Origin of the sequence: Aeromonas sp. 96A (assembly GCF_051919165.1) — a bacterium.
GTDB classification, from domain to species: Bacteria; Pseudomonadota; Gammaproteobacteria; order Enterobacterales; family Aeromonadaceae; genus Aeromonas; species Aeromonas veronii.
Map to the genome: position 1 here is coordinate 663,148 of NZ_JBQBFE010000001.1, position 18,014 is coordinate 681,161.

Below are 18,014 nucleotides of genomic sequence, written 5' to 3' on the forward strand. Positions count from 1 at the left end.
AGGGGCCATATCGATAAGCTGGGAGCGATCCTAAAGAGCGAGCGGGGGCGGTGCAAGCCTTAACGTAGCGTTATATATGGGAAGACAGAGAGATTGGCCGCTCCTCAAACATGACAAAACAACCATTGTAAGATGGCATAACATGAATAAATGGCAGCATATGAAATAGCCAAGGCAAGCCGAAACTTGCCTTGGGAGAGAGGAAAACAGGGTTAACCGTGGGTGTGATGGACAAAACAGGTGGTGAGCTGGGCGTGAATGGCCTGCATGACGTTGTGGCGATTGATGACACCAAGCAGGCGTCCCTCCTCCACTACCGGATAGATCTTCGGCTTTTGCCCCATCATCATCTCCGCCAGGCTCAAAATGCTGGTATCGGGTCCCACCGACAACACCTCCTTGCGCATCACATCCTTGACCTGCGCCACCTGTTCGCAGTGATAGGCCTCCTTAAGCAGCACTGCGATGCAATCCTGCTCGGAGATCCAGCCAATCAGATGGCCCTGCCCATCCACCACCGGGCCACCGAGCTGATGACTGTTCAGAAATTTCTCGACCGCAGCTTGCACCATCATGTCGGCAGTGAAGGTGATGGGTCTGCTCTGCATATAATCCTTGGCTTTTAGCGATTCCATATCTGCTCCCCTAAGGTAGTCCATCAAGCTGGCGTCTTGTGCGCCGGTACCGGCACCATGCTCGGCTTGTTCCAAGCATAGCTGGCTCGCGGCGGTATGAGTCAGCGGCCAGCCTCTCCCTCAATTGATGGCATGATCCGGCTCGCGATCCGGAATGGCTGCCATCATCATCTGCGGCAGGTGATCGGCCAGCACCGCCACCACAGCGGGATCGACCCGCCCCTGATCCGCCAGTTGCTGCATAAAGGTCAATGCGTCACGGGCAGGCAGGCCGGGCCGATAAGGTCTGTCCTGCACCATGGCCTGAAAAATATCGGCGACCCGCAGGATCCGCGCTTCGAGCGCCATGGCGGATGCCGGCAGGTGGAACGGATAGCCCTCCCCGTCAGGCTCCTCATGGTGATAGGCCGCCCAGCAGGCAATCTCCTCAAACCCTTCGATGTGGCGCAGGATCTGGTAAGTCTCGAAGCTGTGGGTATTGATGATGGCCCGCTCCTCTTTCGTCAGGCTGGCAGGCTTGTCGAGGATCTCGTCCGGCACCCTGAGCTTGCCCAGATCATGCAGCAAACCGGCGATCTCCAGCATGTCACAATGGATGGCACTGACTCCCATCAATTCTGCCAACGCACGAGACAACCTGCTCACACCGAGTGAATGCGTCATCGTGAATGGACTTTTGGCGTCGACAATACCGGAGAATATCTGCGCCAGCGCTTTTAGCTCCCCGTTGAAGGTCAGGAAAGGCTCCCGCACCTGCAGCATCTCCAGCATGTAATCATTGATGGAGCGCGCTTCCAGCTGCAGCCAGAATGCCTCAGAGCGAGACGCCTTGAGGAAGGCATCCACCAGCTCGGGGGCAAAGAACTCGTCACGGAAATCCTGCAGGCGTGCGCGGATCTCGTTGGTATGCATCAACAATGAACCATCGCCATAGTAGGGCGCCGCCAACGCATCGCAGCGATCCACCAGAAAGATAAGGTTGGCCTGACGGGCTACATTGGGGTCCACATCGGCCATCTCGCGCAGCAGGTGCCAGTGGGTGTGGTGATAACGGATAGGCAGGGCCAGTGGGGCCAGCAAACGGAAATCCTTGAGCAGCTGATATCCCACCTCGCAGTGGCGCTGGGAGGACTCCCAATCGAACTCGCTGACCAGATGGTGATGGGTGATGGTCGAGGAGACACCGATATCATGCAGCACCCCAAACTCGAACAGCAGACAGCGTTCGGCCTCACTCATCCCCAGCTCCCGGCTGCACTCGGCAGCCATAATCCCGACCCGTTTACCGTGGGCCACATCGCCAATGCCCACCAGATCCAGCGAGGCTGACAGGGCATACACCACCTGCCTTAGATCCACTTGCAACGAAAAGGGGGCTGCGCCCTGCGCTCTGTCCATGATCCGGGTCCCATGCAATGTTGTCGTATCAAACTGGCGCTGTTTTATGCTTCGCCTTCTATCAACTTAGTCAATAGCCGAGCCTTTTACCTTGTTTTTATAGGCATTTATGACCCTGGCACCTTGAAAAGACAAAGATCACTGCTGGATTTATTTGGCCACTCCCATTCAAGTTATATTCATCCGTTCAAAAATATGCGAGCAGACTTTTTAAATCTCGCGTAGAGATTGTGAGCAATTTTAAAAACTCATATCTGAGCGAAACAATCAACACCCCAACTTTACTTAATTATGACTTAATCAGAATTAAAGAGTGCTCGGTTTGCCAGTAAGAATTTTGAATAAAGGCACACCACAACGCCCATAACTACCACCATCCCCAAATTAATTAACAAAACTGTGAACTCCATCACCCATTTATTCGCCTTGTCGCCATCGATAACGGTAGACACCTCACGCTTTCTGGACACCGCTTCCCATGCTCGCTCGAGCCCACCCGATAGCCTGCGACCAAAGGGTTGGAGAGAAAATATCGGATAACCAGCGGTTATATTCGCTATAAGGCGACAAGGATAAACGGGATTTATAGAGTGAAACTGTTGAAAGCTGATTTCCAAGCTGCGGTTAACTCGGGCTATTCAGGTCATATCACTCTTTGCAGGTCATAACGACAGCGATAAAGGGGAATGTGCCCATCCGGGTATTCCATCCCCTCCAACAGCCTGCACGGGATGATATTTCCACCGCGTTAAACGCACGCTGCTTTCATCGCCCATTTTGTGTACCAATTCACATCAGATTAGGAGTGGAGCCAATAATGGCCATTCAAATAAACAAAATAGCCATGAGCCTTGCCTTAATGGCCACCGCTGGTAGTGCCACAGCAACCGCCAAGCCCAATATTCTTGCCATCATGGGCGATGACATCGGCTACTGGAACATCAGTGCCTACAACCAGGGGATGATGGGCTACCAGACCCCGAACCTGGACAGGATCGCCAATGAAGGGGCCCTCTTTACCGATCACTACGGTCAGCAATCCTGCACCGCTGGCCGCGCCGCCTTCATTACCGGTGAAGAGCCATTCCGTACCGGTCTGCTGACCATCGGCATGCCCGGATCCACCCACGGCATTCCGGATTGGGCCCCTACCATCGGTGATCTGCTCAAAGAGCAGGGTTACATGACGGCTCAGTTCGGCAAAAACCATTTGGGCGATCAGAACCAGCACCTGCCGACCAAGCACGGCTTCGACGAGTTCTTCGGCAACCTCTATCACCTGAACGCAGAAGAAGAACCGGAAACCTACTACTACCCGAAAGATCCGGAGTTCAAGAAGAAGTTCGGCCCACGCGGCGTCATCAAATCTTCTGCCGACGGCAAGATTGAAGATACCGGCCCCATGACCCGCAAGCGCATGGAGCATGCTGACGAAGAGTTCCTCGAGTCTTCGCTGGCGTTCATGGAGAAAGCAGTCAAGGCCAAGAAGCCCTTCTTCATCTGGCACAACGCCACCCGTATGCACGTCTGGACCCGTCTGCAAGAGAAGTATCAGGGTAAATCCGGCGTCAGCATCTATGCCGATGGCATGCTGGAGCACGATGATCAGGTGGGGATCCTGCTCGACAAACTGGACGAGCTGGGGGTCGCCGACAACACCATCGTGATCTACACCACTGACAACGGCGCCGAGACCGTCAGCTGGCCGGATGGCGGCACCACCCCATTCTACGGCGAAAAAGGCACCACATGGGAAGGCGGGATGCGGGTTCCGCAACTGGTTCGCTGGCCAGGCGTGATCAAGCCAGGCACCAAGGTCAACGCCATGATGGCCCATCAGGACTGGATGCCGACGCTGTTGGCCGCAGCCGGTGTACCGGATGTGAAAGAGAAGCTGGCCAAGGGCTACAAGGCCAACGGCAAACAGTGGCGGGTGAAACTGGACGGTTACAACTTCATGCCGTATCTCTCCGGTAAAGCCGGCACCTCCCCGCGCAACTCCATGCTCTACTTCTCCTCAAACGGCGAACTCAACGCCGTGCGCTGGAATGACTTCAAACTGAACTTTGCCACTATGGAGGGCAACATCACCGACGCGGCGCGTGTGACTCCGAACTGGCCGCAGATCATCAACCTGCGCGCAGATCCGTTCGAGAAGGCACCGCATGAGTCAGGCATGTATCTGCGCTGGATGGCAGACAACATGTGGCTGTTCGTACCTGCACAGGGGATCCTGAAAGAGTTCTTCGACACTCTACCCAACTACCCGATGCAGCAGAGCTTCCAGATGAACCCGGCCAGCATTAGCTCCCAGAGCCTGATGCTCAAGGGCAAACTGGCAGAGCTGGATGCACTCAAGCAAAAAGTCGCCACCATCAAGTAAGGCGGTGACTCCAACGCCCATCACTCTCTGGTGGGCGTTTTCAATTTCCAGCCGGCTCGCCCCGTGCCAGCTGGAAATTGAAAATCCGTTGGCCCCCTCCTAGCCCTATCTCTGTCTCGTTAAATGTACCCTGTGGAAAACCCTATGAACCCCTTGCAACAACAGATCTCGCAACTCATCGAACAGGTTGGTCACAGTGTGGTTGGCCAGTCCCATGTGATCCGCGCCCTGGTCATCGGCTTGCTGACCAATAGCCACGTGCTGCTCGAAGGTTTGCCCGGCACCGCCAAGACCCGCTCGGTCAAGGCGCTGGCTGAAGCCCTCAATACCAGCTTCGGCCGCATTCAGTTCACCCCCGATCTGCTCCCCTCGGATGTAACCGGCACCGAGATGTATCAGGAGCATGAAGGAGCCCACCAGTTGCGTTTCCAGCCAGGCCCCATCTTCAACAGCATCGTACTGGCCGATGAAGTGAACCGCGCCCCCGCCAAGGTACAAGCGGCGCTGCTGGAGGCGATGGCCGAAGGCACCGTCACCGTCGGTGACAAGAGCCATCGCTTGCCCGAGCTCTTTATGGTGCTGGCCACCCAGAACCCCATCGAGCAGGAGGGGACCTACCCGCTGCCAGAAGCCCAGATGGATCGTTTTGCCCTCAAGGTCTCGGTCGCCTACCCCGATGATGAGGCAGAGCTTGCCATCATTCGGCTGGTGCGGGCCGAAGAGCGCGGTACCCGCCAGCAGAACGAGGGGTTCGCCCCCCTCTCCCCTGAACTCATCTTGCAGGCCAGATCAGAGCTCTCGGCCATGACGGTCTCACTGCTGGTGGAGCACTACATCATTGCGCTGGTCATGGCGACCCGACACCCCGATCGCTACCCGGCCACCGGGCTGCAACAGTGGATTGCGGTCGGCGCCAGCCCCCGCGCATCCATTGCTCTGGACAAGTGCGCCCGCGCCTATGCCTGGCTGCAAGGGCGCAACCACGTGCTGCCCGACGATGTGCGCGCCATGGTGCCCAGCGTGCTTGGCCACCGCTTTACCCTCAGCTATGACGCGCTGGCAGATGGGGTGGATCACCAGCAGGTGGTGATGACTCTGCTCGATCACGTCGTCATCGGGTAAGCGATACCATGACACCTCGCTCCTTATCCCATGACAGGCTGACACAGGGCGGGCAACCGCCCAGTGGTGACCCCCGCATCCACTGCGACTACCTGACACTGGTCCGGCTTCAGGGGTTGGTCGGCCAGTTTTCACTGCTGCCCCGACTAAACAGCGGCAACCTGCTGTGCGGCCGCCACTCGTCACGCTTTCGCGGCCGTGGGCTCAACTTTGAAGAGCTGCGCCACTATCAGCAAGGGGATGATATTCGCACCCTGGACTGGAAAGTGACCCTGCGCACCGGCCGCCCCCATGTGCGCAGTTATAGCGAAGAGAAAGATCGTCACGTGATCCTCTGCGTTGATCAGCGCAGTTGCATGTTCTTCTCCTCGGTGGAGGTGATGAAGTCGGTGGTGGCCGCCGAAGTCGCCGCCCTGCTCGGCTGGCAAGTACTCAAAGAGAGCGATCGGGTCGGGCTCGCCATTTTGCACTGCGATGGCGTGGCGTGGCTGCACGGCCAGCGCACCCGTGGCCACTGGTTGGCAGGACTGCGCCAGCTCTGTGCCGCCAATCATGCTCTCTCGGCCATCAGCCGCGACAGCGAGGCGACCGGTCTGGCCCCCCTGCTGGCGATGCTGGGCCGCCTCAAGTTGAAAAATACCACCCTGATCTTTCTTAGCGACTGGGCAGGCGTCACCGAGGCCGACCTGACCCTCCTCGGTTACTTGCAGCAGCACAACGATGTGCTGGCACTGCACATCGCCGATCCCCTCGAGTCGACCCTGTCGACCACAGCCGCTGGCGCCAGCTGGGTAGTCGGCGATGGCCAGTACCAGCTCAATATTGCTCCCCACCAGATCCCTGTGCTGGATCAGGGGCTAGCCCGCCAGCAGCAACTGAAAAAAGAGCAACTGCTGCGACTGATGGCCTTCAAGGGATTGCCGCTTATTACCCTCGACACCGGTGGCCACCACCTCGCCCGCCTCATTACCGCATTGGGAGGAGATCACTGATGAACCACAAGCTGCCCGGCACCTATATGCTGCGCGAATTGCAGGACGTGACCGTACCACCCACCATCAGCTGGCAACCGCAAACTGCAGGCTGGCTGCTGCTGGCGCTGAGCCTGGGGGCGCTGGCGCTGCTCTGGCTCTATCACCGGGCACAGCGCTGGTGGCAACAGCGTTACCGCCGTGAAGCGCAGGCGGCCCTGCGCACGATCAACTGGTCTGATGCCGGGGCCAGTCTGGCGCTGTTTCAGCTGATCAAGCAGGTGTTGACCCACCTAGATCCCCGGCACGGCAAGCTGTTTGGCATGGCGTTGCTGCAGACCCTTGACAATGCCATGGCTGATAGGCAGCCCCGTTTCGCGACCGAACTGGGGGAGCGCTGGCTGGTATCGCTGGTCTGTGATCAGGTGGTGTCAAGCGTCAGTGATCAGCTCTGCCTCGTTTCCCTCTGCAACGACTGGCTTGCCCACCACCAGACTCCAATACAAACAGCCTCGTTGGCGACGGAGGCTCATCATGCTTGATGCAGGTCTCGAGTTTGCCCACCCCCACTGTTTCTGGCTGCTGCCCCTGCCGTTGCTGGTGTTTCGCCTTATTCCGGCCTATCGCACCCGGCAGAGTGCCATCAAGGTGCCCTTCTTCGACCTGCTGATCTATCTGCTGGATGAACCGCCGCGTGAGGGGGCAACCCAGCTGACTGCCAGCTGGTGGCAGCGGATCGCCCTGATCACCGTTTGGCTGTTGGCAGTGCTGGCACTGGCCAAGCCCACCATCTATGGCCCGCCTCAGGTGCGCGAGCGGTTCGGGCGGGATGTGATGATAGTGCTGGATCTCTCCGGCTCCATGGCCGAGACCGACTTCTCCCCCGACCCCGGCAAGTCCCTCAGTCGGCTCGACGCCGCCAAAGAGGTGCTTAAACAATTTGCTGCAACGCGTAAAGGAGATCGACTCGGGCTCATCCTGTTTGGGGATGCCGCCTTTCTCCAGGCGCCGTTTACCGCCGATCTCGACACCTGGCAAACCCTGCTGCAGGAGACCGATGTCGCCATGGCAGGCCAGAGTACCCATCTGGGGGATGCCATCGGCCTGGCAATCAAAGTGTTCAACAACAGTGATCGCCACGGGCAACAAGACCAGAACAGCGCCAAGCGGGAGAAAGTCGCCATCATCCTTACCGATGGTAACGACACCGGCAGTTTTGTCACCCCGCGGGATGCGGCCCGGGTAGCCGCGGTCAACGGTGTGCGGCTGCATACTATCGCCATGGGGGATCCGGCAACCGTCGGCGAACAGGCACTCGATCTCGATACCCTGAAACAGTTGGCGACCCTGACCGGCGGCCAGTTGTTTCAGGCTCTTGATGAGGCGCAGCTGACGCGCGCCTATCAGGTGATCGGTGAGCTGGAGCCACAACGCTACGAAAGCACCCGCTTTCAGACCCGCGAAAGCCTGCACCATTACCTCATCGCCGTCAGCGTTGGCCTCTATCTCACCCTCTTTTCCCTGTTGACCCTCAGGCGCGACCACCTGCGCACTGCTCTCTCAGGAGACACGCCATGATGGATCCTCTCTACTGGCAACAGCTCTGGCTGAATGCCCACTTTCTACGCCCCTGGTGGCTGCTGGCCTTGCTCCCCCTTGTCGCCATCCTGCTGCTGCGCTGGCGCATGGATGAAGCAAACAGCTGGCAACAGCGGCTGCCGCCCCATCTGCGCGAGGCGCTGACGCTGGGGGACACCGGCTGGAAAAAGAACCTGCCCCTCAAGGTGCTGGGACTGTTGATGGGGCTGGCCATCCTGATCTGTGCAGGGCCGACCTGGAGCCGTGAGCCCTCCCCCTTTGGCGAAGATCAGGGCGCCCTGCTGATCCTGCTCGATAACAGCGACTCCATGCTGGAAACGGATATCGCCCCCAACCGATTGACGCGGGCCAAGCAGAAGATCAGCGATCTACTGGCGACCCGCGATGGCGGGCGCAACGGGCTGGTGGTCTTTGCCGGCTCGGCCCACACCGCCATGCCGCTGACCCGTGACAATGCCGTCTATGACCCTATCCTCGCCGCCATCCGTCCCGAGATCATGCCTAAAGCGGGCAAGCGCACCGAACAGGTGATCCCGCTGCTCACCGAACTTCTGGCCGATGAGACCGGCAGCACCGTTTTGCTGGTGAGTGATGGCATCAGCCCCGCCGCCATCGCCCCCTTGGCTGACTATTTCCGTGGTCAATCCCGTCAGTTGCTGATCCTGGCCGCTGGCGACCCGGCCCTGAGTGGCAAACGCCCGCTGGAGCTTGCCTCACTACGGCGACTGGCCAGTGACAGCGATGGCACCCTGCTCACCATGACGGTGGATAATGGCGATGTAGAGCGCATCAACCGGGGGATTGAACGCAACTTTTTGATCCACAACGACTCCCTGATGCCCTGGCAGGACATGGGTTACTACCTGCTCTTTCCGGTCGTCGCCCTGCTGCTGCTCTGGTTTCGCAAAGGCTGGCTGGTGCAGTGGGGTCTGGTGGTAGCCATCGGTCTCTCCCTGTTACAGACGACGCCTGCGCAGGCCACCACCTTCTCGCTGGCGCCCGCAGAGCCGACAGCGCCTGCGATCAATCACTGGGCAAAGGAGCTGAAACAGCAGTGGTTCAACCTCTGGCTCACCCCGGATCAGCAGGGGCAGTGGTACTTCCAGCAGGGGGACTATCTGGAGGCGGCTAAACACTATGAAGATCCCTTCTACAAGGGGGTGGCCTACTACTATGGCGCCGAGTTTACGCTGGCTCAGTCAGCATTCCTGCAAGCCGACTCCGAACAGGCTCTGCTCTATGCCGGCAATGCCCTCGCCAGACAGCGTGAGTATCTGGCCGCCCGCCGGCTGTTCCGACAACTGGCTGACGAGGCCAGCGACCCGAACGTGCGCCAATCAGCCGCCCATAACTATCAGGTGATGAGCGGGATTGTTGACGAGATCAACCGCGCCAGTCAGAGCCAGACCGGCACGCCGGATGGACCTGATCACTCCAGTGAACTGCCCGATGATGAGCCACGCAGTGCCGACGGGGCGGAAGAGACCGTGGCTTCATCCCTGATGGCGCGCGAAACCCTGACCGCAGATCAGATCCTGGCCAATCCGGCGCAGGCCGAAAAGTGGCTGCGCCGGGTGGAGTCTGATCCCGGTGACTTCCTGCAAGCCAAATTCCGCCTCCAGCTACACGCGCAGCAAACGGGCGCAACCGCCCGTCCTCGTTCTGCCACCCACAAGGAGCCTCCCCATGTGCAACCGGCACAATAAACTCCGCCACTGGCTGTGCAGATATATGGTGACTGCTACCCTGCTCGGGGCCGTGCTGCTCACGGTCGAAGCACTGGCTGCTGATGCGACTGACGCCACTCAGGTGACCCTCAAGAGCTGGCTGAAAGATCAGGGGGAGGAGAAGCGCCCCTATGCCGTCAACCAACAGATCACCCTCTATCTGGAGCTGGCCACCAACCGCTGGTTTACCGCGGGTACCCGCATCGGCCAGTTCGAGCTGCCGGGGGTCATGGTCAAGCAGCGCAGCGAGCTGGCGACCAACTTCACCCAGCGCCGCGATGGCGAGACCTGGTCGCACCAGCGCTGGGAGCTGACGCTCTATCCCCAGCAATCCGGCCAGTTCGAGATCCCCGCCATCACGGTGCGGGCCACCGTGGCGCGCCCTGAAGGGGGCTCCCGGCAGATCACTCTCACCACCCACCCTCAGCGTTTTGCCGCCGCTCTGCCCGACCCAGCCCTGACGGTCGGCGGGCGTTGGCTGAGCGCCAGCAATCTCACCCTGAGTCAGCGTTGGCAGCGCTCTGCGGATGACCATGCTGACGGCGAGCTGCGGGTAGGGGATGCTATCACCCGCACCGTGACCGCCAGCGGGCAGGATACCCTCTCGGTACTGATCCCGCCGCTGATCACTCCGCTTGCAAGCGATGGGCGGGTACAGGCCTATCCGGCGCAAGCCCGACTGAACGATACCCAAGATCGGGGGGAGTACCTCTCGACACGGGAAGATCAGACTACCTATATCGTGCAGCGCGGTGGTGAGTTGACCCTACCCGCGCTGGAGCTTGCCTGGTGGAACAGCCAGACTGGCCAGCTGCAGACCCTGACACTCCCCGGGCAGACCCTGCAAGTGCGCCACACTCCCGCCTCCTGGCTGGCGGCCTACTGGCATCGGTTGCTTGGAGTAGCCGGTGGTGTAGCCCTGCTGGTGCTGGCGCTCCTGGCTATAGCCCGTTACTACCGTCACCACCCTCGCCCGCTCGGCTGGCAATATGGGGCCGCCATCTGGAGCAGGCAGTGGGGGGCGGTGCGGGTACTGGCCTATCGCTATCTGCGGGCCAAGAGGGGTTGGCTGGAACTTAGCCGTGTCAGTTCCGATCCGGCTTGGCAGCAACAACAGGTTGTATTCCAGCAAGATCCCCTTGATCGGGCTGATGCGCTCAGGATGGGCTGGCGCCTGCTGGTGCGCCTGCAAAGGCAACGGGGCGCCAGTCTTGGCAACATCCGTTCACGGTTGGGCCACATTATCGGCTGGCAAGCGGCCCTGCCGGAACTGACCCCCCTGACTGGCAAACCGACCTCAGCAGGTCAATCATCCAGCAACGCAAACAGATAAATAAAGTGCACCACGCAGCAACCAGTCCTGCACTGGTTGTCCCACTTTACCCACTTCATTACACTGCCAAAGTGGGATACCAGCTGGCTGCCACGCCACCTGACTGGCGTAGCAGGTTCTCCCCTCCGGCTACCCGACAGTGCCAAGGCAGTGTGATTTTTCCACAAACATGTAACGAGGCCTCTCTTGTTAGACATCAGAGTACCGAGCTGAACCTGATCCCGATCTTTGTCGCCATCTATGAAGAGCGCAGCCTCTCCCGGGCGGCGACACGCATGGAGATCAGCCAACCCGCCGTCAGCAAGGCCCTCAAGCGACTGCGGGAGATCTACGGTGATCCTCTGTTTAATCGCAAGGTCGTGGGGATGGAGCCCACCTCGTTTGCCATCGACATCTATCCGGCGATGGCGGCCGCGCTGAAAAACTTCAGCTCGACCCTATCTACATCGCGCACCTTCAATCCACGCACTTCCCAGCGAGTCTTCTCCATCGCCTGTGTCAGACTGGTCAGCGCCCAACTGGTTCCGGCGCTGCTGTGCAAGATCCGGGCACACGCTCCGGGTATTTCGCTCGAGGTGCATCCCCTCTTTACCGAGGATATGGAGAGTGACCTGCGGATGCAGCGTTATGATCTCATCATCGACATGACCCAGAGCGGGCGCAGCATGCTCAAGAGCGAGGTGCTCTATGGCGAGCAGGTGAAGGTGGTGTGTGCCAGCAACCACCCGAGACTGGGCAGCGACTTGACGGTGGAGGCCTATTTTACCGAGGAGCATGTGGCGTTGGCCCAGTGGCAGGTCAGAGGCAGCATGATCACCGCCGAGCACCTGCCGCAAATGGCCAACCGCAATATCGTGGTACGGGTGCCAACCGCCATGGAGATGCTGCCCATCATTGCGTGCAGCGAGATCATCGGGGTTTTGCCCACCTCCATCATAAATACCTTTGCCAGCATGTATGATGTGCGGGTACTCCCCTTCCCCTTCGAGGAATCAGTATTCAGCCTGTCAGCCATCTGGCACCCCAGCCGGACCACCGAGGCGGGCCACCGCTGGCTGCGCCAGCAGCTGTTCGAGGTGGTCAGCGAGCTGGGGCTGGCCACCTCCATCGATCAGCCCTAACGGGCATCACGCACCAGTCGCAATCCCATGTCAGCCATCATCACCGACTGGCTGGCAAAATCACGCCGGAAATTTTCAGATAATTCAGCCTCATAGGCGTAGCTGCCGCCTCGCACCGACTTATGGGCGAGGTGGCTCTTGCTCTCCTGGGCATTGTTCGGGTTCTCTTGAGGACTATGGCGATAGAAGGTCTCTTCATAGGCATCAGCCACAAACTCCCCCACATTGCCGGTCATGTCGTATAGCCCCAGCTCGTTGGGCTTTTTCAGCCCCACCGGATAGGCGCGATTCTTGGCGTTGCCGCTGTACCAAGCCACTTCGTCAATCTGATCGGAGCCGCTGTAACGATAGCCTTTACTCAGCTTGCCCCCCCTGGCTGCATACTCCCACTCAGCTTCGGTGGGCAGGCGGTAGTGAGCACCGGTCAGCTCATTGAGCCTTGTCACAAACAGATTGGCCTGTTGCCAGCTGAGGTTGTTGACCGGTACATCCGGCGCCTGGAAATAGCTGATGGAGGGGCCCATCACCGCCTCGAACAGAGCCTGGGTCACCTCGAATTTTGCCATGTAGAAGCTGTTGAGCGAGACCGTATGCTGCGGCCCTTCGCTCGCTTTGGCGCTAGGGTCGTTGGAGCCCATCTCAAAACGGCCCCCTTCCACCAGCACCATGTCCGCTTCAACCTTCTGTCGCAGCGGATGGAGCGGCTGGTTGCCCTGTTTGACCGAGAGGGTGCAGCCAGCTACCAACAGGGTGGTCACCAGCAATGGAATTGCGCATTTGAACGGTATGATCGTCATAACCTGACCTGTGCAGTAAGAGAAGTGGCAGCCATTACTGGCCAGCGGAAACCGGCGGCGTGCTCGTCTTGCTCGCACGCTTGCTATTGAGCTCGGCCAGCACCTCGGGGGGCGCTATCTTGCCAAGTTCACTCATGCAGGCGTCGCTCTTGGGGTGAGCGTGGCGAAGGTAGATATCGCACAACGCATAGAGCTGCTCCGGCGCGCCGGAGATCCGGTAGGCAAGCTCGAACGAGCCGATGGCTTTCTCGAGATCCAGCGGCTCTTGCAGCACCCCGTTGAGATACCAGAAGTAGCTGTTATTGCCAGCGAGCTCCGCCGCCCGTGCCATGGTGACTGCCGCTTCGCTCTTCTGATCGAGGCGCACTTGGGTCAGCGCCTTGGCGTAATGGAGGTTGGCATTCTGCGGCAGCACAAGGATCCCCTTGTTGAGCAAGGCCAGCGCCTCGGCATCCCGTTGCTGGGCCCGCAAGTTGTCAGAGAGACCAAGCCAGATCAGGGGATTATCGGGCTGATTGGCCAGCAGTTGTTCGTAGCTTGCCTGCGCCTTGTCCCACTGCCGGGTCCAGCGATAGAGATCTGCCTGCAACAGCTGCTGCGCAGGGTCCTGCTGCCGGGCGAGATACTCGCTCACCTCCGCCAGCGGCTGGCCAATGGCGCTCAGTTGCCCCTCATTCATGGCGCCATAATCGCGCACCAGATTGAGGGTAGCGGCACGGCGAACCTCGGCACTGCTGTCAGCCAACAGCGGTGAGAGCAGCCGCCAGCGGTGCGCAAACTGATAAGGGTCAGCAGCCACGACCGCAGCTTCTCGCACCAGCTCACTCTCGTCGCGCAGAGTTCTGGCCACCGCCACCAGACTGTTCTGGTTCGGATAAGACGCCAGCTGACGCAGGGCATCGGCCCGCTCCACCGCTGGCAGGGAGATATCCTGCGCACGGTAGGCCCACTGCTGGATCTGGGCGGCTGAGGGCGCAGTGACTGCCACGGATGCGGTGGGTGCCCCATTCGCTGATGTGGTGACCGGCGGCTCAGGGCTGGCTACCGCCAGCGCTGCGCCAGACAGGGTCATGCCAAGGGCCAGCCACAAGGCGCCCATGGTGCCGTAGCGGGCGTGACGGAACTCGCAGCGACTCAACATGCTCTGCATCGCTTATTTCCTCTGACCATGTGTCATGACGCCGTTATTCATCCCCGCATCACGATACTTGCCATGGGCCACAGGGTAACCGGCACGGCGCAGGATATAGGCCATCGACTGATCGATATGGCTGAAAAACTTGTACCAACCGGCACAGAGGTAATTCAGACCTGCCTCTCCTTCGTGAGTGCGAATAAAGCGGTTCTTCGGGCACTCCCCATAGCAGGCAAACTGGTAGTCACACTGCTGGCACTGGCGGGCCAGGCTGCGCGATTTGGCAAAGCCGAAGGCTTGCTGGGCGGGCGAATACGCCAGCTCACTGAGCGGCTGATGGTGGATATTGCCGATCTTGTACTTGGGATAGACATAGTGGTCACAGGCAAACACATCGCCGTTGGGCTCCATCGCCAGCCCCTTGCCGCAGATCTCCCCCAAGGTACAGAGGGGATTCTTGCGTCCCATCCAGGTCTCGACACTCGCCTCGAAATATTGCACGAAGACCCGTCCCAGATCCCGCTGCACCCACTCATCGAAAATGGTGATGAGAAAATCCCCCCACCCCTCGGCCGAGACGCACCAGGGCTCGACCACCGAATTTTTGTGCCAGGGATTGAGGCGCTTGTCCCCCTGCTTGAGTTGCTCCTGCGGTTGCCAAGTCTGGGGCGCGGTGGTGCGAAAACTTTTCTGCTCGACGATGGGGATAAACTGCATCTGGGGCGACTTCACCTCATCACGCAGGAAGCGATAAACCTCCAGCGCATTCTTGCTGGTGAGGTTGTTGACGCTGGTCAGGGTGGCAAACTTCACCTTGTATTTATGCAGCAACGCCACCGCCGTCATCACCTGATTGAAGGTACCGCGCCCGGCTCGGTTGACCCGATAGGCGTTGTGCAGCAGCTCGGGGCCATCGATGCTCAAACCGATGAGAAAGTTGTTGGCGGCCAGAAATTCACACCACTCATCGTTGAGCAGGATGCCGTTGGTCTGCAGGTCGTTGGCGATCACCACCCCTTGCGGCTGGTATTTGCGCTGCAACTCAACCACTTTGCGAAAATAGTCGAGCCCAAGCAACGTCGGCTCGCCCCCCTGCCAGGAGAAGATGATCTCGGGGGTATTCTGCCCCTCGATATATTGGCGGATATAGGTCTCAAGGGTCTGCTCGTCCATCTGGGGCGAAAACCCCTTCTTGTATTCCAGCAGATCCTGCTTGCTGAGGTAGTAGCAGTAGGTACAGTCGATGTTACACACGGCCCCGATAGGTTTGGCCATCACATGCATCCGCTTGGATGCCTTGCCGTTGAACTGTGGACCCTGAGTAATCACCATAACTGCACCACCTGCAAAATTGCTGTTTTGAGGCCTGCAGTCTAAAGGCTCCCGCTATCACACGCTGGTTATACCCCTTATAACCAGCGGATATGGGACCAGGCTAACATTCTGATGTCATAAAAAATCATCGCATCCTACGAGATAAATTGGTCGTATAGTCCCGGTGAGCAAGACAGAAGTGCATAAGATATCGGGAACAACCGCCCAATAAACCGCCACCTGCACGGCTCGCCCTTCGTTCTGCCTGCGCTATGGTTTACCATGCACACAATTGTGGTGCCTGGCACCGCCCACCCAGGCGCTAGCCGCCGTCATCGGATACCTCATCTCGAGCAACATGAGCAAAACAGCACAACCGGGCAATGAGCTAACATTCTATTTCCACGACTACGAGACCTTCGGCATCAGCCCCGCCAAGGACAGGCCGTCGCAGTTTGCCGGTATTCGTACCGATGCGGATTTCAACATCATTGGCGAGCCGCTGGTGATTTATTGCAAGCCGCCAGCGGACTATCTGCCGGATCCGGAGGCGTGCCTGATTACCGGTATCACGCCACAAAAGGCGATGAAGGATGGGCTGTGCGAGGCGGATTTCATTCGCCAGATCCACGAGCAATTCGCCACGCCGAATACCTGTGTGCTTGGCTACAACAGCATCCGCTTCGATGATGAAGTGACCCGCTACACCCTCTATCGCAACTTCTATGACCCCTATGGCTACGCGTGGCAAAACGGCAACTCCCGCTGGGACATCCTCGACATGCTGCGGGCCTGCTATGCCCTGCGCCCGGAGGGGATCGAGTGGGCCTTTGATGATGAGGGCAAGCCGAGTTTCCGGCTGGAGAAGCTGACGGTCGCCAACGGCGTGGCCCACGCCAATGCCCACGATGCACTCTCGGACGTGCTGGCCACCATCGAGATGGCCAAGCTGGTGAAAAAAGCCCAACCCAAGCTGTTTGGTTACCTCTTTGACCTTCGCAACAAGAACAAGGTGAAGGCGCTGATTGACGTGGTGACCATGAAGCCGCTGGTGCATGTCTCCGGCATGTTCTCTCCCTGGCAGGGTTGTGCAAGCTGGGTCTCGCCACTTGCCTGGCACCCCACCAACCAGAACGCGGTGATCATGGTGGATCTGACCCGTGACCCCACCCCGCTCATTGAACTCTCCAGTGAGGAGATCCGCGAGCGCCTCTATACCAAAAAAGAGGAGCTGGGGGATCTGGCGGGCATTCCGGTGAAACTGGTGCACATCAACAAGTGCCCGGTGCTGGCGCCGGCCGCCACCCTGACGGCGGAACGGGCCGACGAGCTCGGCATCAATCGGGAGCAGTGCCGCAAGAGCCTGGATCTGCTGCGCGCCCACCCCGAGGTGCGGGAAAAACTGGTGGAAGTGTTCAATCAAGAGTTCGCCGGCAGCAATGAGAGCGACCCCGATACCCAGCTCTACGCAGGATTCTTTGGCCATGGCGACAAGTCCACCATGGATCTGGTGCGTGCCACCCCCGCGGATCTGCTAGGTGAACGGGAGTTCGCCTTTACCGACACCCGGCTGCCGGAGATGCTGTTCCGCTATCGCGCCCGCAACTGGCCGCACACCTTGAGCGAAGCGGAGCAGAAACGCTGGCGCCTGCACTGCAGCGACTACTTCAGCCGCCGTCTGCCGGACTATGTGCCCCGTCTCGAGGCGCTGGCCGAGCAGAACCAGAGTAACGAACGGAACTTTGCGATTCTAAAGAGTCTCTATCACTATCTGGAAGATTTATGAGTTGTGAGTAGTTTCACAATAAATCCTTCCCGCCCGTCCCCTTCTTCAGGTCATAATGACGAAGGGGATTTCCCCAAAAACCAATATCTTGCAACATCCTGAGCGGATGTCTCCCAAGCAAGAGATCTCTTTGGCCGAACGGAAGCCATTTGCTGATGCCTCGTCACCACGCACTGCTCGGATTACTGGCACTGCTGCCGCTGGCAGCCAACGCCGCATACCGGTTCGATGTGCCGGACTATCTTGCTCGCCTGCCCGAGCAGACCTATCGCATCGTAGAACAGAACTTCAACACCCTTTATCAGCAGACTGATTTCACTCCCCTGATCACCAACAGCTACTTCAACGGCTCCCATCTCTACAAGTTTGTCGGGGTACCGCTGGCCATCAGCGCCCAGTCAGGTTTCCAGCTGGAGGTGTTTGGTCAGGTCTATAACCGCGCATCGCAAGCCTATATGCACCTGAGCGAGGACATGTCCCTCTATCGGGTGATGCGGGTCGATCTGATGGGGAACCCCAATGATCAACTGGCCATCGGTTTTGGTCTGGGGGTGCCCATCACCCCGTTGCTGACCCTCAAGGCGATCGCCTCCGGCAGTGATATCCCGGGCTATGGCTCAGCCAAATACGCCGTCGGTTTTGAGTGGCGTTACTGAAAAACGTGGCTGATAACTGCTGATTGAAACAATTCAG

Annotated in this window: 15 protein-coding genes; 10 read left to right on the plus strand and 5 right to left on the minus strand. The window is 59.0% G+C overall.

Annotated elements, in window-relative coordinates; genetic code table 11:
- Nucleotides 1–212: 212 nt before the first annotated feature.
- Nucleotides 213–635, minus strand: coding sequence for a CBS domain-containing protein (locus ACTG2W_RS03055; protein ID WP_005333273.1), 423 nt, complete (start codon nt 633–635; stop codon nt 213–215).
- 120 nt (nt 636–755) lie between these two features.
- On the minus strand, nt 756–2,033 hold the full coding sequence (locus ACTG2W_RS03060) for an HD-GYP domain-containing protein (protein WP_106843323.1): 1,278 nt from the start codon (nt 2,031–2,033) through the stop codon (nt 756–758).
- 844 nt (nt 2,034–2,877) lie between these two features.
- On the opposite strand from ACTG2W_RS03060, the gene ACTG2W_RS03065 reads away from it, so the two are divergent.
- The 8 genes from ACTG2W_RS03065 (at nt 2,878) to ACTG2W_RS03100 (ending at nt 12,289) form a co-directional block, all read left to right on the plus strand.
- On the plus strand, nt 2,878–4,416 hold the full coding sequence (locus ACTG2W_RS03065) for an arylsulfatase (RefSeq protein ID WP_235657005.1): 1,539 nt from the start codon (nt 2,878–2,880) through the stop codon (nt 4,414–4,416).
- Between the two features lie 144 nt (nt 4,417–4,560).
- Nucleotides 4,561–5,538: an AAA family ATPase gene (locus tag ACTG2W_RS03070; protein WP_106843321.1), complete on the plus strand. Its 978-nt coding sequence runs from the start codon at nt 4,561–4,563 to the stop codon at nt 5,536–5,538.
- A gap of 8 nt (nt 5,539–5,546) precedes the next feature.
- The gene (locus tag ACTG2W_RS03075; protein WP_106843320.1) at nt 5,547–6,530 is read left to right on the plus strand and encodes a DUF58 domain-containing protein; all 984 of its coding nucleotides are present in this window, start codon (nt 5,547–5,549) and stop codon (nt 6,528–6,530) included.
- On the plus strand, nt 6,530–7,051 hold the full coding sequence (locus ACTG2W_RS03080; RefSeq protein WP_106843319.1) for a DUF4381 family protein: 522 nt from the start codon (nt 6,530–6,532) through the stop codon (nt 7,049–7,051). The genes ACTG2W_RS03075 and ACTG2W_RS03080 overlap by 1 nt, the downstream gene beginning before the upstream one ends.
- Nucleotides 7,044–8,087, plus strand: coding sequence for a vWA domain-containing protein (locus ACTG2W_RS03085; RefSeq protein ID WP_106843318.1), 1,044 nt, complete (start codon nt 7,044–7,046; stop codon nt 8,085–8,087). The genes ACTG2W_RS03080 and ACTG2W_RS03085 overlap by 8 nt, the downstream gene beginning before the upstream one ends.
- Nucleotides 8,084–9,814, plus strand: a complete 1,731-nt coding sequence (locus ACTG2W_RS03090; protein WP_106843317.1) for a VWA domain-containing protein — start codon at nt 8,084–8,086, stop codon at nt 9,812–9,814. Before ACTG2W_RS03085 ends, ACTG2W_RS03090 begins: the two co-directional genes overlap by 4 nt.
- A 25-nt stretch (nt 9,815–9,839) precedes the next feature.
- Nucleotides 9,840–11,168: a BatD family protein gene (locus tag ACTG2W_RS03095; protein ID WP_235657004.1), complete on the plus strand. Its 1,329-nt coding sequence runs from the start codon at nt 9,840–9,842 to the stop codon at nt 11,166–11,168.
- A 152-nt stretch (nt 11,169–11,320) separates the two neighbouring features.
- A complete protein-coding gene (locus tag ACTG2W_RS03100) occupies nt 11,321–12,289 on the plus strand; it encodes a LysR family transcriptional regulator (RefSeq protein ID WP_440016034.1) in 969 nt (322 codons plus the stop codon).
- On the opposite strand, the gene ACTG2W_RS03105 is transcribed toward ACTG2W_RS03100, so the two are convergent.
- Genes ACTG2W_RS03105 through ACTG2W_RS03115 form a run of 3 tightly spaced genes read right to left on the minus strand, consistent with a single transcriptional unit; the run spans nt 12,286 to nt 15,553 of the window.
- A complete protein-coding gene (locus tag ACTG2W_RS03105; RefSeq protein ID WP_106843314.1) occupies nt 12,286–13,086 on the minus strand; it encodes a formylglycine-generating enzyme family protein in 801 nt (266 codons plus the stop codon). The two genes, ACTG2W_RS03100 and ACTG2W_RS03105, sit on opposite strands and share 4 nt — an antisense overlap.
- Before the next feature lie 34 nt (nt 13,087–13,120).
- The gene (locus tag ACTG2W_RS03110; protein WP_106843313.1) at nt 13,121–14,236 is read right to left on the minus strand and encodes a tetratricopeptide repeat protein; all 1,116 of its coding nucleotides are present in this window, start codon (nt 14,234–14,236) and stop codon (nt 13,121–13,123) included.
- Between the two features lie 3 nt (nt 14,237–14,239).
- On the minus strand, nt 14,240–15,553 hold the full coding sequence (locus ACTG2W_RS03115; protein ID WP_106843312.1) for an anaerobic sulfatase maturase: 1,314 nt from the start codon (nt 15,551–15,553) through the stop codon (nt 14,240–14,242).
- A 340-nt stretch (nt 15,554–15,893) separates the two neighbouring features.
- On the opposite strand from ACTG2W_RS03115, the gene sbcB reads away from it, so the two are divergent.
- Together sbcB and ACTG2W_RS03125 are read left to right on the plus strand one after the other, a co-directional pair.
- A complete protein-coding gene (sbcB, locus tag ACTG2W_RS03120) occupies nt 15,894–17,321 on the plus strand; it encodes an exodeoxyribonuclease I (RefSeq protein WP_106843400.1) in 1,428 nt (475 codons plus the stop codon).
- Between the two features lie 155 nt (nt 17,322–17,476).
- Nucleotides 17,477–17,977, plus strand: coding sequence for a hypothetical protein (locus ACTG2W_RS03125; protein ID WP_005360277.1), 501 nt, complete (start codon nt 17,477–17,479; stop codon nt 17,975–17,977).
- The last annotated feature ends 37 nt before the right edge of the window (nt 17,978–18,014 follow it).